This is a genomic window from Pseudodesulfovibrio sp. 7M6 (assembly GCF_050058625.1).
GTDB classification, from domain to species: Bacteria; Desulfobacterota; Desulfovibrionia; order Desulfovibrionales; family Desulfovibrionaceae; genus Pseudodesulfovibrio; species Pseudodesulfovibrio salinus.
In genome coordinates, this window is sequence record NZ_CP188816.1 from 3,243,761 (window position 1) to 3,268,696 (window position 24,936).

Annotated in this window: 22 protein-coding genes and 1 pseudogene; 6 read left to right on the forward strand and 17 right to left on the reverse strand. The window is 59.9% G+C overall.

Annotated features, from left to right (window positions below):
* Positions 1 to 231: 231 nt before the first annotated feature.
* The 10 genes and pseudogenes from ACI0FG_RS15155 to ACI0FG_RS15200 form a co-directional block, all read right to left on the reverse strand.
* Positions 232 to 384, reverse strand: a pseudogene (locus ACI0FG_RS15155) (hypothetical protein); the annotation flags it as partial.
* Positions 385 to 396: 12 nt separating this feature from the next.
* Positions 397 to 519: a hypothetical protein gene (locus ACI0FG_RS15160; protein ID WP_419785842.1), complete on the reverse strand. Its 123-nt coding sequence runs from the start codon at positions 517 to 519 to the stop codon at positions 397 to 399.
* 206 nt (positions 520 to 725) lie between these two features.
* Positions 726 to 1,775, reverse strand: coding sequence for a calcium-binding protein (locus ACI0FG_RS15165; RefSeq protein ID WP_419785843.1), 1,050 nt, complete (start codon positions 1,773 to 1,775; stop codon positions 726 to 728).
* 243 nt (positions 1,776 to 2,018) lie between these two features.
* A complete protein-coding gene (gene phoU, locus ACI0FG_RS15170) occupies positions 2,019 to 2,684 on the reverse strand; it encodes a phosphate signaling complex protein PhoU (RefSeq protein ID WP_419785844.1) in 666 nt (221 codons plus the stop codon).
* 84 nt (positions 2,685 to 2,768) lie between these two features.
* Positions 2,769 to 3,530: a phosphate ABC transporter ATP-binding protein PstB gene (gene pstB, locus ACI0FG_RS15175; protein WP_419785845.1), complete on the reverse strand. Its 762-nt coding sequence runs from the start codon at positions 3,528 to 3,530 to the stop codon at positions 2,769 to 2,771.
* 200 nt (positions 3,531 to 3,730) lie between these two features.
* Positions 3,731 to 4,438: an AMIN domain-containing protein gene (locus tag ACI0FG_RS15180; protein WP_419785846.1), complete on the reverse strand. Its 708-nt coding sequence runs from the start codon at positions 4,436 to 4,438 to the stop codon at positions 3,731 to 3,733.
* 77 nt (positions 4,439 to 4,515) lie between these two features.
* Positions 4,516 to 5,475, reverse strand: a complete 960-nt coding sequence (locus tag ACI0FG_RS15185; RefSeq protein ID WP_419785847.1) for a glycosyltransferase — start codon at positions 5,473 to 5,475, stop codon at positions 4,516 to 4,518.
* Positions 5,472 to 5,777, reverse strand: coding sequence for an Hpt domain-containing protein (locus ACI0FG_RS15190; protein WP_419785848.1), 306 nt, complete (start codon positions 5,775 to 5,777; stop codon positions 5,472 to 5,474). Before ACI0FG_RS15190 ends, ACI0FG_RS15185 begins: the two co-directional genes overlap by 4 nt.
* Positions 5,778 to 5,930: 153 nt before the next feature.
* The gene (locus ACI0FG_RS15195) at positions 5,931 to 6,473 is read right to left on the reverse strand and encodes a chemotaxis protein CheD (protein WP_419785849.1); all 543 of its coding nucleotides are present in this window, start codon (positions 6,471 to 6,473) and stop codon (positions 5,931 to 5,933) included.
* Positions 6,474 to 6,546: 73 nt separating this feature from the next.
* A complete protein-coding gene (locus ACI0FG_RS15200; RefSeq protein ID WP_419788401.1) occupies positions 6,547 to 7,704 on the reverse strand; it encodes an MFS transporter in 1,158 nt (385 codons plus the stop codon).
* 82 nt (positions 7,705 to 7,786) lie between these two features.
* On the opposite strand from ACI0FG_RS15200, the gene ACI0FG_RS15205 reads away from it, so the two are divergent.
* Complete coding sequence (locus ACI0FG_RS15205; RefSeq protein WP_419785850.1) at positions 7,787 to 8,221, forward strand: DUF523 domain-containing protein; 435 nt, start codon at positions 7,787 to 7,789, stop codon at positions 8,219 to 8,221.
* Positions 8,218 to 8,949: a M48 family metallopeptidase gene (locus ACI0FG_RS15210; protein ID WP_419785851.1), complete on the forward strand. Its 732-nt coding sequence runs from the start codon at positions 8,218 to 8,220 to the stop codon at positions 8,947 to 8,949. The genes ACI0FG_RS15205 and ACI0FG_RS15210 overlap by 4 nt, the downstream gene beginning before the upstream one ends.
* A 1,053-nt stretch (positions 8,950 to 10,002) precedes the next feature.
* Here ACI0FG_RS15210 and ACI0FG_RS15215 read toward each other — a convergent pair.
* From ACI0FG_RS15215 to ACI0FG_RS15225, 3 genes are all read right to left on the reverse strand, one after another.
* Positions 10,003 to 10,590, reverse strand: coding sequence for a DJ-1/PfpI family protein (locus ACI0FG_RS15215; RefSeq protein ID WP_419785852.1), 588 nt, complete (start codon positions 10,588 to 10,590; stop codon positions 10,003 to 10,005).
* 165 nt (positions 10,591 to 10,755) lie between these two features.
* Positions 10,756 to 12,714, reverse strand: a complete 1,959-nt coding sequence (locus tag ACI0FG_RS15220) for a methyl-accepting chemotaxis protein (protein ID WP_419785853.1) — start codon at positions 12,712 to 12,714, stop codon at positions 10,756 to 10,758.
* Positions 12,715 to 12,921: 207 nt separating this feature from the next.
* Positions 12,922 to 14,898, reverse strand: coding sequence for a HAMP domain-containing methyl-accepting chemotaxis protein (locus ACI0FG_RS15225; RefSeq protein ID WP_419785854.1), 1,977 nt, complete (start codon positions 14,896 to 14,898; stop codon positions 12,922 to 12,924).
* Between the two features lie 290 nt (positions 14,899 to 15,188).
* On the opposite strand from ACI0FG_RS15225, the gene eno reads away from it, so the two are divergent.
* Positions 15,189 to 16,481 carry a phosphopyruvate hydratase gene (gene eno / locus ACI0FG_RS15230; RefSeq protein WP_419785855.1) on the forward strand — a complete coding sequence of 431 codons (1,293 nt, stop codon included), beginning with the start codon at positions 15,189 to 15,191 and terminating at the stop codon, positions 16,479 to 16,481.
* A gap of 92 nt (positions 16,482 to 16,573) precedes the next feature.
* On the opposite strand, the gene ACI0FG_RS15235 is transcribed toward eno, so the two are convergent.
* Entirely contained in the window at positions 16,574 to 17,374 is an 801-nt protein-coding gene (locus tag ACI0FG_RS15235) for a hypothetical protein (RefSeq protein WP_419785856.1), read from the reverse strand.
* A gap of 490 nt (positions 17,375 to 17,864) precedes the next feature.
* On the opposite strand from ACI0FG_RS15235, the gene folD reads away from it, so the two are divergent.
* Positions 17,865 to 18,722, forward strand: a complete 858-nt coding sequence (gene folD / locus ACI0FG_RS15240; protein ID WP_419785857.1) for a bifunctional methylenetetrahydrofolate dehydrogenase/methenyltetrahydrofolate cyclohydrolase FolD — start codon at positions 17,865 to 17,867, stop codon at positions 18,720 to 18,722.
* A gap of 280 nt (positions 18,723 to 19,002) precedes the next feature.
* The gene (locus ACI0FG_RS15245) at positions 19,003 to 19,167 is read left to right on the forward strand and encodes a hypothetical protein (protein WP_419785858.1); all 165 of its coding nucleotides are present in this window, start codon (positions 19,003 to 19,005) and stop codon (positions 19,165 to 19,167) included.
* Positions 19,168 to 19,392: 225 nt separating this feature from the next.
* Here ACI0FG_RS15245 and ACI0FG_RS15250 read toward each other — a convergent pair whose 3' ends face one another.
* The 3 genes from ACI0FG_RS15250 to ACI0FG_RS15260 all read right to left on the reverse strand — a co-directional run bounded on the left by ACI0FG_RS15250 (position 19,393) and on the right by ACI0FG_RS15260 (position 22,920).
* Entirely contained in the window at positions 19,393 to 21,363 is a 1,971-nt protein-coding gene (locus ACI0FG_RS15250; protein ID WP_419785859.1) for a cation:proton antiporter, read from the reverse strand.
* A gap of 130 nt (positions 21,364 to 21,493) precedes the next feature.
* Positions 21,494 to 22,471 carry a 4Fe-4S binding protein gene (locus ACI0FG_RS15255; RefSeq protein WP_419785860.1) on the reverse strand — a complete coding sequence of 326 codons (978 nt, stop codon included), beginning with the start codon at positions 22,469 to 22,471 and terminating at the stop codon, positions 21,494 to 21,496.
* 227 nt (positions 22,472 to 22,698) lie between these two features.
* Entirely contained in the window at positions 22,699 to 22,920 is a 222-nt protein-coding gene (locus tag ACI0FG_RS15260) for a flagellar biosynthesis anti-sigma factor FlgM (RefSeq protein ID WP_419785861.1), read from the reverse strand.
* Positions 22,921 to 23,274: 354 nt separating this feature from the next.
* Between ACI0FG_RS15260 and ACI0FG_RS15265 the strand changes: the two genes are divergently transcribed.
* Positions 23,275 to 24,924 (forward strand): glycosyltransferase family protein, encoded by a 1,650-nt coding sequence (locus ACI0FG_RS15265; RefSeq protein ID WP_419785862.1) that lies wholly within the window; start codon positions 23,275 to 23,277, stop codon positions 24,922 to 24,924.
* Positions 24,925 to 24,936 lie beyond the last annotated feature (12 nt).

The following is a 24,936-nucleotide window of genomic DNA, read 5'->3' on the forward strand; positions in this document are numbered from 1 at the left end:
GGGAAAAATCCCGCCACGTTGTGCTGATCGCGGAAAAAAAATTATAGAAACTTTTTCAACCGCGACCGACAAAACAACTTTACGCACACCAGTCTCACCGCTTCCTGCTTTGCCTATTCGCTGGTCACCCGCGCCCAGACTTGTTCTCTGGTCAGTTCCACGTCCTCCAGTTCGATGCGGGGTTCCCCGTAGACGATAAAGGTGCTTCCATCCACATGGGAAACCGAAATATCATCCGCGGACTCCCCCCCTGAGCAGCAAACGATCCCCGGACGCGTCAAAGTCCGTGATGACGTCGTGGCCGTCGTTGTCGCCAAAGACAAAGACATCGCGATCCTCACCGCTCTTCAGGGTGTCGTTCCCGGAGCCGCCATAGATAGTGTCTTCGTACGTCCCTCAGATAATGGTCCGGAAGTTGTAGCCATGGCCCACCAGGTGCTTACCCGCTCCGTCGTTCTTGCCCCCGACCACCATTTCCAGCTCCAGGTCGGACAGCCCCCGTCGGGCGGGGCTGGACAAACCGCACCACCTCCTCGCGGGTGACGGACAGACCAAGGGCCTTGCCCTGCCTGAGAATGAAGTCCACGCGATCGCCGGGAGTCTCAGCACGGGTGATCTCGGCCCGGGCTTTGGGGCCATTCAAAATGGCATGGTACAGTGCATGGATATTGTCATTCACGGTGTTCTTCCTGATTATTCAAGAATAAAAGCCGCGCAGATTGAGGCTACACGTGATCAATCACCAATGCCCAAACCTCGTCTTCGGAGAGTTCCACATCGCGCAGTTCGATGCGGGTGTCCCCGTAGACGATGAAGGTGCTGCCGGTGGCCTGCTCCACGGCAATCTGATCCCGGGACTCAATGTCCCTGAGCATGATGTGGTCGTTTTCCGGGTCGAAATCCATGATGGTGTCGTGGCCGTCGTCCGCGCCAAAGACAAAGACATCCCAGTCATTATCCGATCCCTCTTGTCCGTCGCCATACAGGGTGTCGTCCCCGCCGCCGCCATCCAGGGTGTCGTCACCCGAGCCGCCGATGAGAACATCAGCGCTGCCGCCGCCTTCAACCGAGTCGTGCCCGCCGCCGCCATCCATGACGCTTCCGTCCGTACTGCCGTAAAGCACATCGTTCCCATGTCCGCCGTGCAGCGTGTCATGGCCGCTGTCGCCGTACAGGGTGTCCTCACCCGCGCCGCCATCCAAAAAGTCGTTGCCCTGGTCGCCAAACATCACATCGTCACCCGAGCCGCCGTCCAGCGTGTCGTCGCCCGTCCCGCCGTACATGACGTCGTCACCAGCGCCACCATTCACTATGTCGTTACCATGGCCGCCGTATACGGAGTCATTGCCCTCATCACCGTATACGGTGTCGTTGCCCTCGCCGCCGTCCACGGCGTCGTCGCCAGCGCCGCCCCGCAGGGAGTCCTCGCCCCCCAGGCCCGCCACATCATCATTGCCGTCACCGCCCACCAGCGTGTCGTTGGTCAACCCCCAGAGATCGTTCCACCAATTCTTGTCATGACCGATCAAGGTCTTGTCCGGGCCGCTGTTCTTGCCGCCCACCACGGCCTCCAGTTCCCGGTCGGACAGTTCCTCGTCTCCACCCGACGAAAAGAACCGCTCAACCGCCTCACGGGAAACGGGCAGGCCGAATATCTCTCCCAGCCTGACAATGATGGAAGTGCGCTCGTCCGAATCCGCAGCTCCGGCGATCTGCGCCTGGGCATCCGGGTTTTGCAGAATAGCCTTGCACAGTTCTTTTTCGACAGCCTTCATGGCGCTTGCTCCCTTCAGTTGTTCCTCGCACGACGCAGCAGCCCGAGCCGCAACCCGCCTTCCATTTGCCCTGAATGGGGCTCGCCTTCGAGTGCAGGTATCACTTTCGTGATGCGCCGCCCCAAAAAAAGTTTCACCAATATACCACGACGAATGTCACCCCTGCAATTTTATCCCGAAAAAGCATCAGGGGCGTCCCCCGAAGGAGACGCCCCTGGCGGAAGAGGAGGAGTATGGAGAAAGCTATTCCTTACAATTATGCTTCATGCTCGTGCCTTCCACAATGAAGACCACGGACTCGGCCACGTTGGTGGCGAGGTCGGCTATGCGCTCCAGGTGGCGGGCGGCGATGATGGCGTGCACGCCCCGCTCCACGATGCGGGACTCGGTGACCATGTCGGCGACGAACTGGCGCAGGATGGCGATGTTCAGGTCATCGGCACGATCATCCATGCGACAGACCTGGGTTGCCAGGTTGATATCCTCGTCCACATAGGCCTTGAAGGCGTTGGAGAGCATGGTCCGGGCCGTGGAGGCCAGACTTTCCATGCGGGGATTGTGCGGCAGGGGCGGCCGGGTGGAAAGGAACAGGGCGCGGTGGGCCAGATTGACGGCCTCGTCGCCCAGCCGCTCCAGGTTCACGGTGATCCGCTGGCCGCCGATGATGGTGCGTAGATCGACCGCCATGGGCTGGTCCAGTGCGAGCAGCTCCAGGCTGAAATTGTCCAGGTCATCCTCCATCTTGTTGATGGCGCTGTCGCCGACAATGACCTCCTCGGCCAAATCGGCATCGTTCTCGAGGAAAGCCTTTATCGCTTTATGCACGGCGGTCTCGGACAGAGCTGCCATACGGAGCACCTTGACCTTGAGATCCTCAAGCTTCTTTGAAAAATGCGCACGCTGTTCCATATATTATCCTCCGGTCCGCACTCGCGGATTCGCATTTGGTGTTGCCGCCCCGTTTTCCCTTTTCATCTTCCCCGGGCGCAGCGCTTAGCCGAACCGTCCGGTGATGTAGTCCTCGGTCTGCTTGTTGGCCGGGTTGGTGAACATGGTCTTGGTGCTGTCCACCTCGATGAGCTTGCCCATGTAGAAAAACGCGGTGCGGTCGGAGACGCGGGCCGCCTGCTGCATGGAGTGGGTCACGATGATGATGGTGAAATTTTTCTTCAGTTCGTGGATGAGGTCCTCGATCTTCTGGGTGGCGATGGGGTCCAGGGCCGAGGCGGGCTCATCCATGAGCAACACTTCCGGCTCGATGGCAAGGGCGCGGGCAATACACAGCCGCTGCTGCTGGCCGCCGGAAAGGCCCATGGCCGAGGTGTGCATACGGTCCTTGACCTCGTCCCACAGGGCCGCGCCCTTCAGGGACTCCTCCACGCGGGCTTCCAGGTACGCCTTGTCGCGCACACCGTTGACGCGCAGCCCGTAGGCCACGTTGTCGAAAATCGTCTTGGGAAACGGATTGGGCTTTTGGAACACCATGCCGATCCGCCGCCTAAGCGAAACCACATCCAGGCCCGGGGCATAGATGTCCTGCCCGTCCAGCGTCAATTCGCCCGCCACGCGGGTTCCCGCAATGAGATCGTTCATGCGGTTGATGCAACGGATATAGGTGGACTTGCCGCAACCGGAGGGGCCGATCAATGCGGTCACCCGGTTCCGTTCGAAGTCTATGCTGATATTCTCCAGCGCCTTGAAATCCCCGTAGTAGAAGTCAAGATTTCTTGAGGCGACCTTGATGGCGTTGCTCATCCCAGTGTTTCCCCCGATAAAATAGCTCAGACCGTGTCGAAACGGCACGGTAATCCACGGTGTCTACCCCTGTGGCGTTACGCCACCATTACCCGGGTGTTACAATTGCGTTACCGCAAATATCCCAAAAAGGGGAGGGGCTGAGCGGCCAACGCCGAAGAAAGGGAAAACACTCTCCCGTCTGCCGGGAGGAATCGGCGTCAGGGCATGGAGATGCGCAGGATAAGGCGGTTGCCCTCGCGCGATATTTCTGGCTTGAGCTGCCCCTTGGGCGGGGTGCGGAAGTAAATCACGAGCCGGAGGCGGTCCTTGTGCTCACCCACCACCACATGCCGGGCAGCGCCTTCGGAGGCCCGGATCACATTCTGCTTCCGGTATTTCCAGGGGCCGAGCAGGTCCAGCACCAGCCGCCGGGGGTTGTCCAGGGCGAAGACTTCGGTCTTGCCCACAGGACGGTCGGCCGAGATCGTCAGTTCCAGCACGTCGGATACGGAACGCAGGTCCACCCCGCGCACGATTCCGGCCGAGGCGGCAACCGGGGCTTCGGCAGCGGCCTTTCCAGCGGAAGCGGGTGCGGAATTCTCAGCGGCGGGGCTTTCGGCAGGCGACTCGGCAGGCGGTGTCGGCGCGGGTGCGGCAACGTCCGTGCTCCCCTTGGGGGCCTCGTCCGGTTCAACGGACGGGGCAGAAGGGACGGCGGCGGAATCCTCGGAATCCAAAGGCGGTTCGGCCTGTGCATCCGGCCCGGCCACGGGAGGCAGCACTGTGGGGTCCACAGGCATACGCACCCACGCTCCAGCCGCTTTGGCGGCCGGAGCGGCAGCGGCCGCGGCAATGCCCCAGACCAGTAACAGCATGGTGGCCAGCAGGGCCGATATTCCGATATTCCTGACAAAAAACTTCTTCATTCTCACTCCGCGTCCATTGTTCAGCGTGTGGGATATACGGAAAAGCAGCGGAAAAGGCAAAGCGGATGCGAAACGAATTACAACCCTTCGTAAAAATCAACCAGGTGCCGGGCCACCCGCTCGTCCGACCAGTGGGCTTCCATGAAGGCACGGCCCGCATCACCCACGGCTTCGCAATGGGCATGGTCCTCCCACAACGCCACCAGACAGGCCTTGAGCTCGTCCACGTTTCGGGCCACGACCCACGGCAGCTCATCGATCCCGGCAAACTCGGCTATCCGTTCCCGATTCCAGTCGTCGAGCCCGGCAATGACCGCCAGTCCCTGGGAGAGCCCTTCCAGGCTGGACACGCCGTAGTACCCCTGCATGTGGTCGAAGAGGACATGGCAGCGTCGCTTCCGGGCCAGACACACCTCGTTGGGCACGTCGTCGATGAGATCCAGCTTGAGCCGGGCGCGCCGCCGGTTGACCCAGGCCACAGCCTCCAGCAGGTCATCGGTATTCTTGAGGTCCTTGCGCGTAGGCGAGTGGCAGACCCGCAACTGCCCGGGATCGTCGTAGCGCCCCCACTGCGGCTTGAGCAACGGCTCGTTGATGGGCACCAGGTTCGGCTGCCAGCGCGCCTCGGGCAGCTTGCGCAGCAGATCCGGCGTGCTCACCAGCAGATTGGTGCGTCCCAGTTCGCGGTACTTGCGCCGAAACGACTCAGGATCGGACCGGAAATCGTGGTGGCCGTGATGGTGGTGAACAATGGCCTTGCCCTTCAGATAGTCGGCAGGCAGGTGCGGGCCGAAGCGTTGATGCTCATCGCAGGTCATGTGGAAATGCAGGACATCCGCCTCACGCAGCAGGATCGCCACTTCCTCCAGCCCGTCCGGGCCCAGCTCCGGGATGTGCAGATCCCTTTCCCAGTCATGGGTATAGCGGGTCTCCAGGGTGACCAGACGACAGCGGTGATCGCTGTAGCGGTTGACGGCCTTGGCAAACTGAATGGCTGTTCCGGCAGGATCGTTGATGGCAAGCATGAGAATGTTCACAACGGCATCTCCTCGTATACCACGGTCACGCCGTCCAGGAACTCGGCCACCGCGCGGCCGAGTCGTCCGGCTTCGGCCAGATCACCCTTTTGGGCTGCGTTTTCTATGGCCGCCCCGGAATCGGTCAGTCCGGGGAAACCATAGGACGTGCCTGTTCCCTTCATGCGGTGGCCCACCAGCCGCGCCGTTTCGGCATTGCCCTCGGCCACGGCCCGGGCCAGTTCATCAAGCCCCTGGCGCTGCAATTCAAAAAAACGGGGCATGATCGGTTTCAGGTCCCTGTCCACGATCACTACAGGCATACGCCACCCTCCAGCTTGAGGTTGTGGACACAGACACGGGCCAAACCGACATTTTCAAGAAAAGAATAAATATTTCGGATGGTACCGGCTATGGCGACATCGACAGAGAAAAAGGACTTTCGCCGCAAGGTTCCTCCCGGTGGGCAAAAAGAGTTACAGCCTGGTTCCCGCATCCCCGTCGTTATTAAGCTGGTTGCGATCCATGCTTTGAAGCCGCTTGAGCCAGACCTCGCCGGTGCCGGTGTGGAACATGAGCTTGCGGCCTCGCGCACCGCCAACATCCTCCACGGCCACATCCAGCCTGGCGAACCGCAACAGCTTGCGCGCCATCTCGATATTTCGCCGGCCTATGTTGTAGGAGCTGAACTCCATGCCGCGTACGGCAATGCCCGTCGACCCCCCGAACATCTTTATGACGATATCACGGCGGGGAACGCCCAGCCGGTCCATGGATTCAAGCATATTCTGCAATGCGGTATCCACATAGCGGCAAATCTGCGGATCGGTATGCCGCTTGTCGTCGCTGCTGTCCGGCAGAAAGGCATGACAGATGGTCCCGATGCCGTGCTTGGGTGCATGCATAGTCACTGCCAGACAGGAGCCCAGCACTGTCGTGACCAAAGTGGGATGTACACCGATGAAACAGTCACCCGTTTGCAAAAAGACCTTGGGGAGCCCCTGGCCTATACCTTTCATATGATCATTCTCCCAATCCCAAGTACATAGATCGACAATCCGAAACATGAGTCTACATTGGTTACGGGCCAAGTCAACTATGTGATTGTCCTTTGCGCAACTGCCCGGGGATAAACTGGGAAAGAATCAATGATAACAGGGAAAGGCCTGCCGCCCCCAAAAAGACTATGTGATAGTCCGCCATCCAGGCCAGACCGCCGAGAAACGGGACGGCCACAGCGGCGATATGGTTGACCGTGAACCCCATGGCCATGCCGGACGCGATGTCGCGCGGATCGGCCAATTTCTGATAAAACGTATTGATTGCCATGGAGAAATTGAAAACAATATTGTCCGCCACATAGAAGAAGGAGACCAGCAGCGCACTTTCCGTTTTCGCATAGCCCAGGAAGACCACCGTCAGCACTACATACTCGATGGTGAGCACCACCCGCTCCCCGTACCGGTTGACGGCACGGCCGATGAGCGGATTGACGAAGTAGTTCAACACGTTGTTGATGATGAAAAGCAACGTGACGTGTTCCACCGAAAACTTGAACTTGACCACCATCAGGTAGACGGCAAAGGCCGTGAAAATCTGCCGCCGTGCGCCGCTCAGAAAGGTCAGCGCGTAGAACAGCCAGTAGCGGGAACGGAACTCCAGCTTCTTGCGCTGCATGGGCACATCCGGGCTGGACGGATCGCGCGTCAGGGCCCACAGGCCGCAGGCCACGGCCACCCCGCCCATAATGGCGAAGAGCGGTTCGTAGTCCAGCCGCCGGGCCAGGAAATAGATAAGACCACCCACCAGCACATTGGCCAGCGCCGTAATGCTGCGGACCCTGGCCATGACCATCGGGGCCTCGGTGTGGTTGAAATACTGCAGGGTGAGCGACTGGTTCATGGTCATATAAAAATGGAACCCGAAACTCATGAGCAGTGTGGTGAAGACCAGCCCGGCCGTGGTGGGCAAAAGCCCTGCCATGCTGACACCGATGCCGAGAACGATGACGGACAGGGCGGCCAGCCGGTGCTCGCGCACGATCAGGATGGCATAGATGGCCAGCAGGGAGAGAAAACCAGGAACCTCCCGCACGGACTGGACAATACCCATATCCAGGCCGTCCAGCCCCGCCACATCAACCGCGAAGTTATTGAGCAGGGTGCGCCAGCCTTGAAAGGCAACGGCGCTGCAGGCCGCCAGCACGATCAGGAAGATATACATCCCGCGCTTGGAATAGTTGTTTGTCACGGGCGCAAGATAGGCCTTTGACTCCCGGAAAATCAAGCGTAGAATACTCCCTACACGAAACCCACAGTCACCGGAGAGCCCGATGAAAAAGCCGATCCTGGTCAGCGCCTGCCTGGCCGGCATCTATTGTAGTTACAACGGTTCCTATAACACTACGGAATCCATAGTGGAAATGGTCCGCCGAGGCGAGGCCGTCCCCTTTTGCCCGGAGGTTCACGGCGGCCTGCCCACCCCGCGCCCGCCGTGCGAGATCAACAGCGAGGGGCGCGTCATGGACAACACCGGCGCGGATCTGACCGAAAACTTCCGCCGCGGTGCGGAGGAAGGCCTCAAGCTCGCCAGGCTCCTCGGCTGCGAAGAGGCCGTGCTCAAGGCACGCTCGCCCTCCTGCGGCAAGGACGTCATCTACGACGGCACATTCACCTCCACCCGAGTGCCCGGCAACGGCGTCTTCGCCGAACTGCTCCTGCAAAACGGCATCCGCGTGCGCACCGAAGAGGTTCCGCCCTCCAAATGACCGAATTCGCGGGCCTGCCCCTGACCGTCAAGGAACACCCCCGCGCCCGGCGCATCCTGGTCAAGCTCGTTCCCGGAAAAGGGTTGGTGGTCGTCATTCCGCGCGGCTACCGCAAGACCGCGGTCAAGGAAATCCTGGACGAAAAACGGTCATGGATCGAACACACCCGCGACGCCCTTGCCGAACGCGGCATCGATCTCTCGGGCCAACTGCCCGACCCGCCGACGCGCATCGAATTCCGCGCCTCCGGCCGTACCCACACCGTGGACTATCTCGACCGGCCCGGCCGGACTACGGTCACCACTAATGCGGACAAACTCCTCGTGCGCGGCCCGGCAACCGACACGGCCGCCCAGATCCACGCCCTTCAGGCCTTCACCGTCAAGCGCGCCCGGGAGTTCGCCCTGCCGCGCCTGGACGCCCTGAGCCGACGTCTCTCTCTGCCATACTCCGCCCTGCGAATGCGCCGCCAGCGTACCCGCTGGGGCTCCTGCTCGGCACGCGGCACCATCAGCCTCAACGCCAAGCTCCTCTTCCTCCCCCCCGAGCTCGTGGACCAACTCCTGCTCCACGAACTCTGCCATACCCGACACCTCAACCACTCCCCGGCCTACTGGGCTCTTGTCAAACGCCACCAACCCGACTTCGAACGCCTCGAGCACCAACTCTCCCACGCCGCAGGCTACATCCCCGCCTGGTTCGGCTGGGATGGCGACGGTTCTGCGTAGCAGAGGCCTCCGGCGGCCCTACCGGGGGTCGCCTTCGGCGGGACCAGGGCGCCGCCCTGGACCTGCTTAAGGCCGAGGGCCTTAAGAATCCCATTTCCGCTTTCGCGGGGGCGTAGCTTGGCAGGACGATTCATGCCTGCCGGAGCGGACGGTTTCGTCCTTCCGTGCCGGATAACGGTTTGCGCCGGAAAAAGCGGGCCGGGTCCGTGCTGCTTAACATCACACCGGCAGCCGCTTTTTCCGACGCAAACCGGGAAGGTTTAAAAAAGGGTGAAAAACAGAGCATATCCCTTTGCCTCTGCTCCAACCCGCCGTCCTGACGAGCCTTTCAAGCTTCTCCCGTTCCCACAGACGGCGGGGGCTACTGTCCGTGAAGATTTGAGGAGCACGCTTTTCGTCCCGGCAGGGCGAAAAGCGTACTCCTCAAAAATTAACGGACGCCACATAGCCAGTACCCGCCAAGCCGTCAGCCAACCAACTCCCAACCTCCAGACTCCTACCCCGCGCAGCGGCGAAAGGGATCCAAGGGCCTCAGCCCTTGGCAGGTCCAGGGCAGCGCCCTGGTCTCCACGAAGTGGTCCCCCGGAAGGGCCGTCGGAGACGCCCCACCGGCAAGGTGAGGCGCCCCCGGAGGATTATCTACGGTTCGACGGTGGTGCCGAGCAGTTTGAGGTTTAAAAAAGGGTGAAAAACAGAGCATATCCCTTTGCCTCTGCTCCAACCCGCCGTCCTGACGAGCCTTTCAAGCTTCTCCCGTTCCCACAGACGGCGGGGGCTACTGTCCGTGAAGATTTGAGGAGCGCGCTTTTCGTCCCGGCAGGGCGAAAAGCGTACTCCTCAAAAATTTACGGACGCCACATAGCCAGTACCCGCCAAGCCGTCAGCCAACCTACTCCCACCCCCCAGGCTCCTACCCCGCGCAGCGGCGAAATGGATCCAAGGGCCTCAGCCCTTGGCAGGTCCAGGGCAGCGCCCTGGTCTCCACGAAGTGGTCCCCCGGAAGGGCCGTCGGAGACGCCCCACCGGCAAGGTGAGGCGCCCCCGGAGGATTATCTACGGTTCGATGGTGGTGCCGAGCAGTTTGAGGAACTCGGCGATGAGGGCCGGATGGGATGGCCAGGCCGGGGAGGTGACCAGTTTGCCGTCCACATGGGCGCTGGAGAAGGTTTCATTGGGATTGACCCAGGTGGCTCCGGCAGCTTCGAGGCCGGGGCGGACGGCCGGGTAGGCGGTGCAGCTCTTGCCCCTTACCACATCGGCAGCCACGAGAATCTGTGGTCCGTGGCAGACGGCGGCAATAGGTTTGTCTGCCTCAACGAAGTGGCGGACTATTTCAAGAACGCGCGGATTGAGCCGGATATATTCCGGGGCGCGGCCGCCGGGGATGACCAGTCCGTCATAATCGGCCGGATTCACAGCGTCGAAGTCCGCATTGAGCATGAAGTTGTGGCCCGGTTTCTCGGAATAGGTCTGGTGGCCCTCAAAGTCGTGTATGGCGGTGGCCACGAAATCGCCCGACTTTTTATCCGGGCAGACGGCATCAACTTTGTGGCCGACCATCAGCAACATTTGGAACGGCACCATGACTTCGTAGTCTTCCACGAAATCACCGACCAACATCAGAATCTTCTTAACAGACATAATAGCCCTCCTGACAGGTTATAGGGGTTGCCTCAGCATATCCCGAAGCGGCAGACGGCACAACATGGGTGCGGGGACTTTCCGAGAGTAAGTGGAAAGTCCCCGCAGGATATCCGTCTTTCCCGCCGGAGGTGTGTCTGTCCGGAAACAATACGGACAGAGAATCTAGAACCGTTCAAAATCCTCTTCGTCGCCCATGCCCATGTCCACATCTATGCCTCCCCCTGCCGGGGCGGCCTTTGCGGCGGATGGCGGCGGCAAGGCAGTCTTGGGACTGGACACGACCTGGACGTTCTTGGAAAGGCTCACGGCAGAGTTCATTTTGAAGAAGGCTATGGCCTGCTTGAGCTGTGCGGCCTGGCCGGATAGTTCTTCGCTGGCCGAGGCCATTTCCTCTGCGGCTGACGCATTCTGCTGGATGACGGTATCCAGTTGGCTGATGGCCTGATTGACCTGCTCGGCACCTGCGTTCTGCTCAGTGCTGGCTGCCGTAATCTCCTGAACCAGTTCGGCGGTGCGGCGAATGTTGGGCACCAGTTCCGCAAGCATATTGCCCGCCATCTCGGCGGAGTCCACGGTGGTAGTGGAGAGTTCGCTGATTTCACCTGCGGCCGTGCCGCTTCGTTCCGCCAGCTTGCGCACCTCGGCGGCAACAACGGCAAAGCCCTTGCCGTGTTCTCCCGCTCGGGCGGCCTCAATGGCCGCGTTGAGCGCCAGGAGGTTTGTCTGCCGGGCGATCTCCTCGATGATGGATATCTTTTCGGCAATGCTCTTCATGGCTTCCACAGCCTGGGTGACGGCCGAGCCGGACTTCTCCGCATCCTGGGCGGCCTTGTCCGCAATGGCCTGAGTGGAGCCGGAGTTTTCCGTGTTCTGCTGGATGTTGGCCACCATCTGCTCCATGGAAGAGGATATCTCCTCGATGGCGGCAGCCTGTTCCGTGGCCCCCTGCGACATTGTCTGGGCCGCGGAAGAGAGCTCGTTGCTGCCGGAAGCCACGTTATCCGACCCGGTGCGGACCTCGCCGACGACCCGCTTCAGTTGCCCGGTCATCTCCTTCATGTCGCCGTAAACACCGAGGGCCTTGTCGTCGAAGGCTACATCCAGGTCACCACGGGCTATATCGCTCACGATTTCGGCTATCTCGCCGGGGTCACGGCCGAGCTGGCGGAGCGTGCAGCGGATGAGAATCAAGGTGGTGCCGATGCCGATGACGAGAGCGACCAGACTGATAATGCCGATCAGGATCTGGGTCCTATGGTTGGCGGCCTGCACCTTGGGGCCAAGTTCATCCTGTTCCGCCAGTATGGAAAGTTTCACATCTTCCATATCCTGTGCTATTTGCGGCCCAAGTATGTCCAGACGTTTGTGCAAAACATCATTGCGGTCAAAAATGGTCCGAACCAGTTGCTCAAAGCCAGCCAGATACTCGGTGGTCATGGTCTCGGTTTCGGTTATCAGCTTTCTGTCATCAGGGGTCTGAACAACAGCCTTGAGTCCCTTCAGCTCCTCCATGAACAGCTTGGCTTCGCTTTTTGTCCGGTCCACATCCTGCGGGCTGTTGGATTCCAGGAATTTGAGGATATACAAACGAGCCAGCAGAAGGTTGCGCAATGCCATGCCGCTGAGAACAGCCGTTTCGGAGTCCGAATTTTCCCTGGCCTCTTTCAGGACAAGGCTGAGATTGGCTTCCATCAACGGCCCCAGCCGATTCAACGTCCCTGTCATCAAGGTATTGCGTGTTTTCTGAAGCCCGGTGATCTTTTCGAATCCGCTGCTGTATTCATTGACGTTGGACTCGGCTTGGTCGATGAGGCCGGCGCGCTTCGGGTTTTTTATCTCCTTCTGTGCCTGGCTCAAAAAGCCGCGAACCTTATCGAAATATTCAGTGTACTCTTTGATGTCTTTCTCGCTGCCGGTAAGGATGAAATCCTTCACGTTCATACGCACCATGAGCATGTTGGCCTGCAGCCGGCCGCTCAGGTTGGTATCGCGCGCCATGGCGCGATAGCTCGTGAATCCGTTGTTTGCGTTGCTTATGGCCCAGAAGGATATCCCTCCCAGTAAAAGAAGCAGCACAAGCACTGTGCCGAACCCCAAAAAAAGCTTGGTGGATAACCGCATCAGCCACTCCCTGGTGTTTTGTTTGAAGCACAAAAGAGCCTCAGCGTGTGAGGCGGACAGGACGATGCTACGACTATAATAAAGGCGACCTTTAGTGGACATTATAAATAAAAATAGAACGGCTACTCGACCGGCGGGATGCGGACCACAAAAAACGCCGCCGGAATCCGTCCGGCGGCGTCATGCTTTCAAGGGTAGTTCAATTTCCTAGAATCGCTCAAACTCACCATCATTGTCTTCCAGCCGCATATCAATGCCGGCAGGCGCTACAGAGGCCCCCCCGGCCGAAGGACCCGATGCCTGCGGGTTTGATGTGGGCAATGACTTCGAATAGGCCTTTGCAACCGACGCGGCAGTGCGCCCCCTGCCCGGCCCGCCGACTTTGAAGAAGGCGATGGCCTGCTCCAGCTGGGTAGCCTGCCCCGCCAGTTCTTCGCTGGTGGAGGCGGTTTCCTCCGCAGCCGCGGCATTCTGCTGGATTACCGTATCCAGCTGCGAGATGGCTTGGTTAACCTGTTCGGCCCCAGCGTTTTGCTCCAGGCTGGCGGCGGATATTTCCTGAACAAGATCGGCCGTGCGCCGAATGTTGGGGACCAGTTCGGCCAACATTTCACCAGCCTTTTCCGCATCGCCGACAGTGGTGGTGGAGAGTTCGCTGATTTCTCTCGCGGCAGTGCCCGACCGTTCGGCCAGTTTGCGCACCTCGGCGGCCACCACGGCAAATCCCTTGCCGTGGTCTCCGGCCCTGGCCGCCTCGATAGCCGCATTAAGGGCGAGCAAATTGGTCTGCCGGGCTATCTCCTCGATGATGGATATCTTTTCCGCAATGTGCTTCATGGCCTCAACAGTCTGGTCCACAGCTATCCCAGAGGCCTCGGCCTCCCTGGCCGCCTGCTCCGCGATGGACTGCGTGGCGGTGGAGTTTTCAGTGTTCTGCTGAATATTGGAGGCCATTTCCTCCATGGAAGCGGAGATTTCCTCAATGGAGGAAGCCTGCTCGGTTGCTCCCTGCGAGAGCGTCTGGGCCGAAGCGGAAAGCTCGCTACTGCCCGTGGACACATTGGCTGCCCCTTCCCGCACGTCGCCGATAACCTCGGCAACCCTGGCCGCCATAATCTTCATGTCCAGATAAACACCCACGGCCTTATCGTCGAAGGCGATATCCAGATTGCCCCCGGCAATGCTGTCCGCAATGGCGGCTATCTCGGCCGGGTCCTTGCCCAGCTGGCGAAGAGTGGAACGGATGATCAGGACAGCCATGCCGATCCCGATTGCAAGGGCGATAATGCCGAGGATGACAAGGCTTTCAATGGCCAGGTCGTTTTCCGACTGCACCTTGGGGCCGAGCACTGCCTGCTCCGACATGATGGAGAGCTTGACGTCCTCCATGGCCTTGGCCACCTCCGGTCCGATCACGTTGAGGTGCTGGGAGACGAGCGCGTTAAGGGCAAAAACGGTGTCGGACATTCCGATGAAGGCGGTATCGAACCCCTGGCGGAAGATCTCGGTCTCATCCACGAGCTGAGTATCTTCCATGCTGTCCAGGTTTTGCCGCAAGGCGGCCAGTTCCCGCTCCATTGCTTCCAACGATTTGTGGACCCTTTCCACGGACTTTTTGCTGTTGTCGATAAGGAATTGCGTGGCATTGAGGCGGGCCTGCAGCAGAAAGCGTATGGCAAGACCGCAATGAAACGCTACTTCGGACTCATTTCGTTCCTCTGCTGCGGAGAGGATCTTTGTCAGGTTTTCTTCCATGGTTGTCCCCACGGAAAATATGGTGTCCTTTAGGATCGAATCTCTTTGCCGCCTATATTCCTGTACTTTTTTGAAATATGCTCCATATTCCTTAACCAGCTCATCGGCCCGGGCCACCAGTCTTGCACGTTCCGGATCGTGAATTTCGTCTTTGGCCGTTTCCAGAAATCCGTTCACTTTCTGGTAATAGTCTTCGAATTCATTCAAATCCTTGTCACTGCCGGTAATGATGAAATCCTTCATGTTCATACGCAGCATGAGCATGTTTGCCTGCAAACGTCCGCTCAGGTTGGTCTCTCGGGCCATCCCGCGGTAAAGGGTGAAGCTGCTGCTTGAATCGCTGATTGTCCAATAAGAAATACCAGCCAGAATGAGCATGAGTACAAGCACAGAACCGAAGCCTGACGTAAGTTTGGTAGCCAGTTTCATGTGGAGATCTCCCTCGATTATAGATTACGCCTATCCAAAACTCCCCTTAGGGTTTATACTACCGATCAACATACTGTAATAGTAGTAAAAAATATAGTCATAGTTGTTATAAGAATGCCAATCAAGGCCGATTTCACCTATGGGGCCGACAGGGGGTGCCTAAAAATAAAAATAACTGCCCTGTTTTTTGAACGGGTATATTGAATTGAGCATCTTGAGAAATTCGTTTAGAATTCCACACATTCAATCGGTCTTAAATTTTTAATCAACATATCCCAAGGAGTGGAGCAATGAGCACCATCACCGGCGTTTGGGCACGCGAAATCCTGGATTCTCGCGGCAACCCCACTGTTGAAGTCGAAGTCATTCTGGAATCCGGCGACATGGGACGGGCTGCCGTACCTTCGGGTGCGTCCACCGGCTCCCGCGAGGCGCTGGAGCTGCGCGACAAGGAAGAGCGCTACGGCGGAAAGGGCGTGCTCACTGCTGTGGAACACGTGCGCGGAGAGATCGCCGGTGCCATCATCGGCATGGATGCCCTGCGCCAGGTTTCCCTGGACAGCGCGCTCATTGAGCTGGACGGCACCGAGAACAAGGAACGCCTGGGTGCCAATGCCCTTCTCGGCGTATCCATGGCCACGGCCCGCGCCGCCGCCAACTTCATGGGCCTGCCGCTCTATCAGTACCTGGGCGGTGTCAACGCCAAGGTCTTGCCCGTGCCGATGATGAACATCATCAACGGCGGCGAGCACGCACCGAACAACCTGGACATCCAGGAATTCATGATCCTGCCCGTAGGCGCGGAGAACTTTGCCGAAGCCCTGCGCATGGGTGCCGAGACATTCCACAAGCTGAAAGCCATCCTGGCCAAGGACGGCCATGTAACCAGCGTGGGCGATGAGGGCGGCTTTGCCCCCAATCTCAAGTCCCATGCCGAGGCCTTCCAATACATCATCCGCGCCATTGAAGAGGCCGGATACGAGCCAGGCCGCCAGATCAGCCTGGGCATCGACGCTGCGGCCAGCGAGTTCTACAAGGACGGCAAATACGTCCTGGCCGGGGAGAACAAGACCTTCTCCGCCGCCGAGCTCATCGACTTCTACGACGACCTCGCCTCCCGCTTCCCGCTCATCTCCATCGAGGACGGCCTGGCCGAGGGCGACTGGGACGGCTTTGAGGCCATGACGGACAAGATGGGCGACAAGCTCCAGCTGGTGGGCGACGACATCTTCGTCACCAACCCGGACATCCTGGCCGAGGGCATCGACCGGGGCGTGTGCAACTCCATCCTGATCAAGCTCAACCAGATCGGCACCGTTACCGAGACCCTGGACACCATCGAGCTGGCCAAGACCGCCAGCTACACCACCGTGGTCTCCCACCGCTCCGGCGAGACCGGCGACCACTTCATTGCCGACCTGGCCGTGGCCGTTAACGCGGGCCAGATCAAGACCGGCTCCCTGTGCCGCTCCGACAGGCTGGAAAAGTACAACCAGCTGCTGCGCATTGAAGAGGAACTGGCAGACGACGGCATCTACTACGGTCCCGTTCTGGAGAACAGCTTCTACGAAGAAGAAGAGTAGACCAAACAAAAGGACCGGGAGCCGCAAGGCTTCCCGGTCCATCTTTTTCTGACTGTCCGGTTCCCAGACGGGGGCCGGACTTTTTTGTGGCGTTATTTCCGCCCGGCGTCGGCTTTCCCGTTGTTGAGCACGGTCCACCCTTCTGTGGCTGGATGGATGAAACCGCACTCGGTATAGGCCCGGGCAATGGTGCCGTCGCTGCGCATATGTTGCAGCCCCCTGACCAGCGCCTCGAAAAGCTCCCTGCCTTGGGGATGAAAACGGGAAACCCCGAAATGTCGGCTGCCGGGGAAATGCACCTTCAGGCCAGGAATGGGAACCAGGAGGGTATTCATCGTTTCCAGGCGCATCCCCTCGGTGGGTTGAAACGGAGCCAGAAGGAAATCGGCTCTCCTCTCCCCCACCATATGCACCATGACTTCCCAGGTGGAGGCTCCGAGCAGCTGGGATATCCCCATCCCCTCCAGAATCCGCCAGTCCGGCTGCCATTGTCGGCTGCATACGGCGCTCAGGGCTGTGACCTTTTCCAAAGAATCCGCCTGCAACGCCATTTCGTTCTCCGGCGCGGTATAAAGTCCGGCCTCAAACTCGCCCCTCCGGATTAGCGGCGGGGAAATAAGAATGTCATGGTAGCGATTTTCCAGATCGGAAAGCCAGGCCGATGTTCCGAGCGCTACAATATCGCCCGAGGTCAACTCCAGAATGGTCCGGCCGTAAGAGGCGATGTCCGTCATCACAACCGAATGCGGAAAACCGCCCCTGGCCAGAGCCTGCTGAAAAAGAACGCATTCCATAACATCCCGCCGGGAGTGCGGACCGGAATAATCGCTGATCTTCAACGGATCCCGCCCCTGGAGAAAGGCATGGTAGTCGACCAGCACATCTGGCGGCACAGCGACTCCGAGGCGATGGGCAAAGGCCGGAGGTGTGGCCGCAAGCAGGCACACCACCCAAAAAACAAACGCAATTCCATGCGGGAGCTTCCACGGCTGAGACATGCATGACGAACTACTTTCAAAAAAGCGATATTTCAATACCTTTTTTGTAAAAATCCTGATAGCGCGCTGCGAATAAATGGCAATCCCTTGCCACCCCCCTCTTGCGGGTTGCGCGTTTATCCGATTTTCTTTAGACAGCACCCACACGGGCGATGCAATTTTTTGCGCCGCAGCGGAACCGTCGGACGGAGGCGTCCCGCCCGGCCCTGCTGATTCCGCACCCCATCAACTTCCTCCAATCCCTTAGGGCTCATGTTTTTTTCGGGACCGCACCCGGCGCATTGCATTTCGAGCCAAATGGACGGAGGATTCCCGGGCAACGCCGGTTCCCGGCATTTCCCAACGTCGCCGGAGGCTTCCCCTGCCAGCGACAAATGGAGGCACCATGATTCTTCTCGACGGAAAGGCGACGGCCGCGACCATTCGGGCCGAAATCAAGGAAGAGACAAAGGGACTGGAGGCCAAATACGGCCGCAAGCCCGGTCTGGCCGTGGTTCTGGTGGGCGCTGATCCCGCCAGCCAGGTCTATGTGCGCAACAAGGAACGCGCCTGTGAGGACTGCGGCATCCGTTCCATTCCCCATCGCCTGGAATCCGCCACCCAGCATGAGCTGGAAGGGCTGATCCAGGAACTGAACCGCGATGTCACCGTGGACGGCATCCTGGTCCAGCTGCCGCTGCCCAAGGGGCTCGACTCCCAGAAAATTCTCGATCTCATCGATCCGAACAAGGATGTGGACGGCTTCCACCCCGTCAATGTGGGCAAGATGAGCCTCGGCCTGCCCGGCTTCAAGCCCTGCACCCCCGCCGGTGTCATCAACCTGCTCAAGCGCTACAACCTCGACCCCGCCTGCAAACGTGCCGTGGTCATCGGCCGTTCCAATATCGTGGGCAAGCCACTGGCCATGATGCTCTCCCAGTCCGGCCCCTGCGCCAATGCCACCGTCACTCTCTGCCACTCCCGCACCCCGGACCTCAAGGCGGAATGCCGCGAGGCCGACTTCGTCTTCGCCGCCATCGGCAAGCCGAACTTCGTCACCGCCGACATGGTCAAGGAAGGCGCCGTGGTCGTGGATGTAGGCATCAACCGCACCGATGAAGGCCTCGTGGGCGACTGCGATTTCGAGGCACTCAAGGACAAGGTTCACGCCATGACCCCGGTCCCCGGCGGCGTCGGACCCATGACCATCGCCCAACTCATGGTCAACACCCTCGAAGCCTACAAACTCCACGTCGGCGCCTAGCCCCACCGGCCATTATAAACCGACAAGCCAAAGGGCGGACGCGCAAGCGTCCGCCCTTTTTTTTGTGTGGAGGGAGGCTTGGGGCAAAGCTTTCCAATGGACGTCGAAGACGCTGTTGGAAGGCTTACCCTAAAGGTGAGTTTTGCACATCGTGAAAGCAAAGTGCTTAGTCAAATGGCGAAGCCCTTTAGGGACAACTACGCAACTCAAAGAGTGAGAGTTTAAGTTTTTCAGGTGCCATCATGCGTTGCGATGGACATTATTCTTTCAAGGGATGTCCATGTGGCACGATGCCATGGATTGGCTCGGCGGTTATCCTTTTGAAGTAGCTAAACCGGAAGATGTGTTTAATTTTTTTTATAAGCAAGGCTATGAGCTTCAGAAGTTGACAACATGTGCAGGCGGAATTGGCTGCAATGAATTCGTCTTCCAAAAAAAAGTATAATCCGACCGCTCAACAACTACTGATTAACACTTTACATATTGGTGCAGTGAGTAGTGGGGGCCTTTTAAATTCTGCGGCGTCTTATAATCATTCTCAGTCAATCTTTTCGTCAACCACCTCCCCTCCCAAGTTCCTATCCTTCGCAGCGGACTGGGGATTCAAGGACCGTCGGAGACGCCCCACCGGCGAGGTAGCCCTGCAGGCAGGCACCTCCGGAGGCCTCCGTCAGTCTGCGGGTCGCGCGAAGCGTTCGCGGAAGAGCTGGCGTTCTTCGGGGGCGCCCATAACCATGAGCACGTCACCGGGAAGGAGGGCCATGCACGGATCGGGATTGGGATGCATGGTTCCCTGGCGCATAATCCCGACGATGGAGACGCCGGTAGCTTTACGAATATTCAAGTCAACCAGATTCCGACCGCTCAGGGGAGTCTCCGGCAGGACTTCGACCCAGGCCACGTCCATGGCGCGCAGGGCCTCCATCTGTTGCAGCGAGCCTTCGGGCGGCTGTTCACTGCGGCAAATCTGACCGTAGCCGCCGCTCTGGACGGCATCGGCAAAACACTGGACCGCGAGCGGCGGCATACCGAGCAGACGGAGCATCTTGCGTGCGAATTCAAGGCCGGTCTCCAGGGCGGGCTGGACGACCTGCGTGGCTCCCAGTTCACTGAGCACGCGCAGCTGCTCCTCGCCAACGGCCCGGCCGATGACGGTCAGCTCCGGCGCGATTTCCCGGCAATACTCCATGACCTGCCGCACGACGACAAAGGACGGCGCGGTAATCAGGACCATGCGCGCGCGTTCCGGATGCGCGGCCTCGACCACCGGACGCTGGGTGGCGTCGCCGTATATGACGGGGATATTGTCCGTCTTGAGCTTTTCATAGGGCTGATGGGCAACCTCGACCACAACGAAGGGGATGCCTGCGGAGGTCAGCACATTGGACAGAAACCGCCCGACCAAACCGCCGCCGATGATGATGACGTGGTCGTGCAGGGCATCTTCGTTCTCCAGCCGGAAGATGTGCGACGTCGGGTGGCTCATGAAGCGCCCGAAGATGGCGTAGAGCGGCGCGGAAAGCCGCGAGGACTGAGGGGTCAGGATCATGCTGACGATGGCCATGGAGAGAATGAGGCTGAACTGGTCCTGAGTCAGCGCACCGACCTGACGGCCGGATTCGGCCAGCAAAAATGCAAGCTCGCCCACCTGGAACATGACCATGCCCACGGCCAGCGGCACGATATTCACGTAGCCGAAGAGCCGGGCCAGCACACCGCAGACCGTGCCCTTGAACACGGCCACCACGAGGGTAAGCAACAGGATGATGGGCCAGTGCGCGAGCAGGAATCCAGGATCGAGCAACATGCCCACCGAGGCGAAAAAGAGCAGGCCGAACAGGTCGCGCAAGGGCAAGATGCTGGCCAGGGCGTGATGGCTGTAGTCCGACTCGCTGACCACCAGCCCGGCTACGAACGCGCCAAAGGCGAAGGACAGGCCGAACAGCCATGTGCCGTAGCCGATGCCGAGGGCCAGGGCCGCCACAAAGACCAGAAACAGTTCGGGAGAATTGGTGCGGGCCACGCGCTGCATGAGCCACGGAATGCCCCGCTTGCCCGCCACGATCATGATGGTCAGAAAAAGCACGGCCTTGACCGCGGCCCAGCCCAAAAGCGCGCCGCCGGATTCCAGATGACTCAGGGTCGGCAGCACCACCAGCATGGGCACCACGGCCAGATCCTGGACAATGAGCATCCCGATCATGACCCGGCTGGAGAGCGTGCCCATCACGCCCTGGCTCTCCATGGTCTTGAGGATGACCATGGTGCTCGACAGGGAGAGGATGGACCCCAGCCAGAGCGACGCCTGCCAGTCCCACCCCAGCCAGCCGCCTAGCAGCCAGCCGAAGGCGATGACCAGTATGATCTGGATGGGCGTGCCGATGAGCGCGACCTTGCGCACGGGCTTGAGGTCGTCCAGGGAGAATTCCAGGCCGATGCCGAAGAGCAACAGGGCCACGCCGATCTCCGCCAGCTTTTCGATTTCATGGACAGCAGAGACGGTGAGACCACCGGTAAAGGGGCCGAGCAGCACCCCGGCCACAATGTAGCCGATAATCGGGGGCTGTTTCAGCCGATGGGCCACAAGACCGCAGGCAAGGCCGATGACGACCAGAAGGATGATATCCGCCGCTATGCCCATCGCAGTCCAAACTCCCTGATGACGTTATGCCTTCGGCAACCGGGATGGCTGCCGTCTCTACCAAGCAGAAATAATGGCAACTATCGGGAAGAGATTCAACTCATTTCGGGAACAATGCCCCGGCTCTCGGCTAGGCGGCGACCATGGCGTATATGCGCCGGAGCATGTCGGGCGGGACATCCGCGTTCCAATGCCCGGTGGCAATGCCCCAGGCCCAGAACAGCAGCAGCACCGCCACCGCGCCAACGCCGATGGCCCACCACGGCATCCGAACCCGGCCCATCATTTTGACGGACAGGCAGTCATCCACAGGGCAGTTGCCCACGCACTCCGCGCAGCCGATGCACTCGGGCGTGCGCACGGCCCGTTTAGATTCCACCACGATCCCGGCCGGGCAGCCGCGCGTACACTTGCCGCAATGCACGCAGGCCTTTTCATCCCGCACCACAGCCGTAGGACTGAACCAGGAGAAGAGACCGAGAAAAGCGCCATACGGACACAGATACCGGCACCAGAAATTGCGGATAAGCACGGTCAGCACAATCAGCACGCCCAGGACAATCAGCGCCAGCCCGGACGGCTGCAAGAAGAACTGCATCATCCGCGCATCGGCCACCATGTTGTACCGCGCATTGAGGAACGCCTGCACCGAGCGCAGGTCCATGCCGAAGAAAACAGTGAACAGAAAGAAGCCAAGGCCGATATATTTCACGCCGGTCAGCGCCAGATCAAGCTTGCGCGGCGGCACCTTGGCCAGCCCGATCCGCCTCCCGGCCCTGTCCAGCAGGGAGGAAAGAAAGCCCACCGGACAGATATAGCCGCAAAATCCCTTGCGAAACAAAAAGGCCATGACGATCAGGGCCAGCAGGATGGTCAGCCCGGCCGGATGGATGTGGTCCCACACGCCGGCTCCCAGCCATTGCCGCAGCCCAAGCAGGGCGCTGATTGGCAAGAAACCCTCCACGGCCCCGGGCCGTGGCACAAAGGTATCGGACCGGCCACCGGCCCAGGCCAGAAAGGCCGCGAAACGAAAACCTACATACAGACAAAACAAGGCAAAGACCGACTGCACCAGCAATCGGAATCGGATCGGAGTAAGCTTTTGCATGCGCCGGGGCCTACGCCCGTTCGCCAAAGGGCGCAAGCATGTGCATGGGGTGCAAGGGGAAAAGGCATTCGGCGGGCCTTTTGTAGGACTTCTTATCGGAGTTCCAGCTGCTGCCCGAAAAATCCGCCAAAGGCCTCCACTCTGCACCGAGCCTACCGCCGTTCACCGGGCGCAAAAAAACGCCGGACCGCGAACGGGTCGCGATCCGGCGTTTTTTTGTCCGAGGCCTAAAGCGTCGGGTCCATGGCGGAGGTCAGCAGCCGGGCAATGTCCTTGATGTCGGCCCTGTAGCTGCCTGCGCGCACCTCGTCCTTGAGCCGGGCTATTTTGAGAGCCCGGTCCTCGGCCTCGCCGTGATGGCGGGACTCGACGGCATCGAAGCTGTCCAAAACGCTTTCCGTCTCGATATCGTCCGCACAATTAATGCGGATTTCATAATAACCCTTCATTAACCCCTCCCTGGGTTATTGAAGTCAGCGGGAAGGACTCCCCAGCCCTTCCCATGTCTCCCCAATCCGTTACGGCAGCCTTCGCCCACTTCCTTGCGGACGCGTTCTCCCGCAGCCTCGGACGATCCGGTCAATCCGGCGCATCCGTGGCGGTTGCTTCTCTTATCGACAGCCACCCTCGAAATCTTAGGGGGTGTATTGAGATTTACCGGAAAAACATTCTGTATCAAATTCTGATGGTTACGGATATAGCGGAACCGGGAATCCGTCATAATCCATACAAATTCGGGGGGTTCCGGAAGGGAGAATTTCTTTCCCGTGGCAGGTGGAGGGGAAACAAGGTATAGCTGTCTCATGCCCGAAATCACGAATGTCTGCCTCATCGACGCCCCCCTGCCGCTGGTACGCGGTTTCGAAAAACTGGGGTGTGCCGTACTGAACCTTGGCGATGGGCCCGGACAATTCCTTTCTCTGCCGGAAACATTGGAGGCGGAAGGCTTTCGCCCCGACATGGTGCTTCAGGTGGAATCGCTGGGCAGACGGCGGCTTATTACCGGACTGGACCGGGTGGAATGCCCGACCCTGCTGTGGTGCGTGGACCCGCACCTGAACGCGCATTGGCATTCGGCCTGGGCCCGGCTGTTCGATCTGACCTGCTCGACACAGGGGCACTGGTTGCCGGAGCTTCGGACGCGGGGAGCGCGGGACGTGCGCTGGCTGCCCTGGTTCGGCCTGGAATCGGCCTGGAAGGAACCGTCGGAGCGGACCACGGATGTGGCATTTGTGGGACGGATCACCGAACAGCGCTCGGCCAGACGATGGCTCACCGAACTGCTGGCAAAAAAGACAAGCGGGTTCAACCTCGCCATCCGACAGGACCTGAACTATGCGGCGATGCTGGACCTGTATCGCGACTCCCGAATCATTCCCAACGAATCCATCTGCGGCGAGATCAATTTCCGGCTCTTTGAAGGTGCGTCCTGCGGTTGTCTGGTACTGGGGCAGACGGTTGAGGGACAGGCCGAGCTCTTCGAACCGGGGCGGGAGATGGACACCTGCGCCCATGCGGTGGAGCTGGAACAGAAGCTGGATTTCTATCTGCGCAACCCAAGGCTGACCGCGGCCATGGGCCGGGCCGCGTACGAACGGGTCCGGGCGGAACACTTGCCTGAACACCGGGCCGCGCAACTCCTGAAGTTCGCAGCCGAGGCAACGGACCTGAGGGCGCGGGGACGGACGGCGGACACCGGGACGGCCCTGACGGCGTCCGCCATGTGGGAAGCGGATTTGCTGGAGGTCCCGGCAGCAGAAATCTTCACGCTGTTGGAGAAAGCGGAACCCGTCAGTGAAGTGGCCGAAGCCGCCGTCAGGCTGGAGATGCTGGCAGGGATGCTCCCGGCTGCGGAATCCACTGCCACGGCATGGCTTGCCGGGCATACATTCGAGGACTCCGCCTCACTCAACCTGACCGGCTCCATGACCGGCCTGCGCCTGGACAATTTCGACATGGCCAAGGCGTTCTGGTACCGCCACTGCAAAAGCTCCGGCGGTCGAGAGGCAACACCGCCAAAGGACGAAACCGCCCTGCTCACCCTGTGGGCCAAGGACCTGAACCGGAGCCGGATCACACTGCGCTCAGGGTTCCCCTTTGACCCGAAACGCCACCTTCCGGCCTCGGCCTCGGAATGTCTGCTGACCATTCTGGACAAAAAGCCGGAGCACCTGCCCACATTACGCCTGCTGGACACCATGCTCCGGCCGTTTCACGGTGTGGAGCAGTCCCGCGTGGGCCTGCTCTCCGTCCTCACCCTGCACGAACGCGAAGACTGGCGCCTCGCCTTCGAGATAGCCTTGGCCGATCTCAAGTCCTTCCGGCTGGAATCCGGCCTGGAAGAGCTGCGCCTCTCCCGAAACATCGCACAGGCAGTCGGGCAGGAGGCGCATTTCCTACGAGCCCTGAAAGCCAGGGATGACTCGGGGCTGCTGGTCAGTCGGCTGGAATAAGCGCGGCCGCTG

Coding starts and splice junctions, on each gene's coding strand:
- ACI0FG_RS15165 (WP_419785843.1), bottom strand. CDS start 1,775: ATGAAGGCTGTCGAAAAAGAACTGTGCAAGGCTATTCTGCAAAACCCG.
- phoU (WP_419785844.1), bottom strand. CDS start 2,684: ATGGAACAGCGTGCGCATTTTTCAAAGAAGCTTGAGGATCTCAAGGTC.
- pstB (WP_419785845.1), bottom strand. CDS start 3,530: ATGAGCAACGCCATCAAGGTCGCCTCAAGAAATCTTGACTTCTACTAC.
- ACI0FG_RS15180 (WP_419785846.1), bottom strand. CDS start 4,438: ATGAAGAAGTTTTTTGTCAGGAATATCGGAATATCGGCCCTGCTGGCC.
- ACI0FG_RS15190 (WP_419785848.1), bottom strand. CDS start 5,777: ATGCCTGTAGTGATCGTGGACAGGGACCTGAAACCGATCATGCCCCGT.
- ACI0FG_RS15195 (WP_419785849.1), bottom strand. CDS start 6,473: ATGAAAGGTATAGGCCAGGGGCTCCCCAAGGTCTTTTTGCAAACGGGT.
- ACI0FG_RS15205 (WP_419785850.1), top strand. CDS start 7,787: ATGAAAAAGCCGATCCTGGTCAGCGCCTGCCTGGCCGGCATCTATTGT.
- ACI0FG_RS15210 (WP_419785851.1), top strand. CDS start 8,218: ATGACCGAATTCGCGGGCCTGCCCCTGACCGTCAAGGAACACCCCCGC.
- ACI0FG_RS15215 (WP_419785852.1), bottom strand. CDS start 10,590: ATGTCTGTTAAGAAGATTCTGATGTTGGTCGGTGATTTCGTGGAAGAC.
- ACI0FG_RS15220 (WP_419785853.1), bottom strand. CDS start 12,714: ATGCGGTTATCCACCAAGCTTTTTTTGGGGTTCGGCACAGTGCTTGTG.
- ACI0FG_RS15225 (WP_419785854.1), bottom strand. CDS start 14,898: ATGAAACTGGCTACCAAACTTACGTCAGGCTTCGGTTCTGTGCTTGTA.
- eno (WP_419785855.1), top strand. CDS start 15,189: ATGAGCACCATCACCGGCGTTTGGGCACGCGAAATCCTGGATTCTCGC.
- folD (WP_419785857.1), top strand. CDS start 17,865: ATGATTCTTCTCGACGGAAAGGCGACGGCCGCGACCATTCGGGCCGAA.
- ACI0FG_RS15245 (WP_419785858.1), top strand. CDS start 19,003: ATGTGGCACGATGCCATGGATTGGCTCGGCGGTTATCCTTTTGAAGTA.
- ACI0FG_RS15250 (WP_419785859.1), bottom strand. CDS start 21,363: ATGGGCATAGCGGCGGATATCATCCTTCTGGTCGTCATCGGCCTTGCC.
- ACI0FG_RS15255 (WP_419785860.1), bottom strand. CDS start 22,471: ATGCAAAAGCTTACTCCGATCCGATTCCGATTGCTGGTGCAGTCGGTC.
- ACI0FG_RS15260 (WP_419785861.1), bottom strand. CDS start 22,920: ATGAAGGGTTATTATGAAATCCGCATTAATTGTGCGGACGATATCGAG.
- ACI0FG_RS15265 (WP_419785862.1), top strand. CDS start 23,275: ATGCCCGAAATCACGAATGTCTGCCTCATCGACGCCCCCCTGCCGCTG.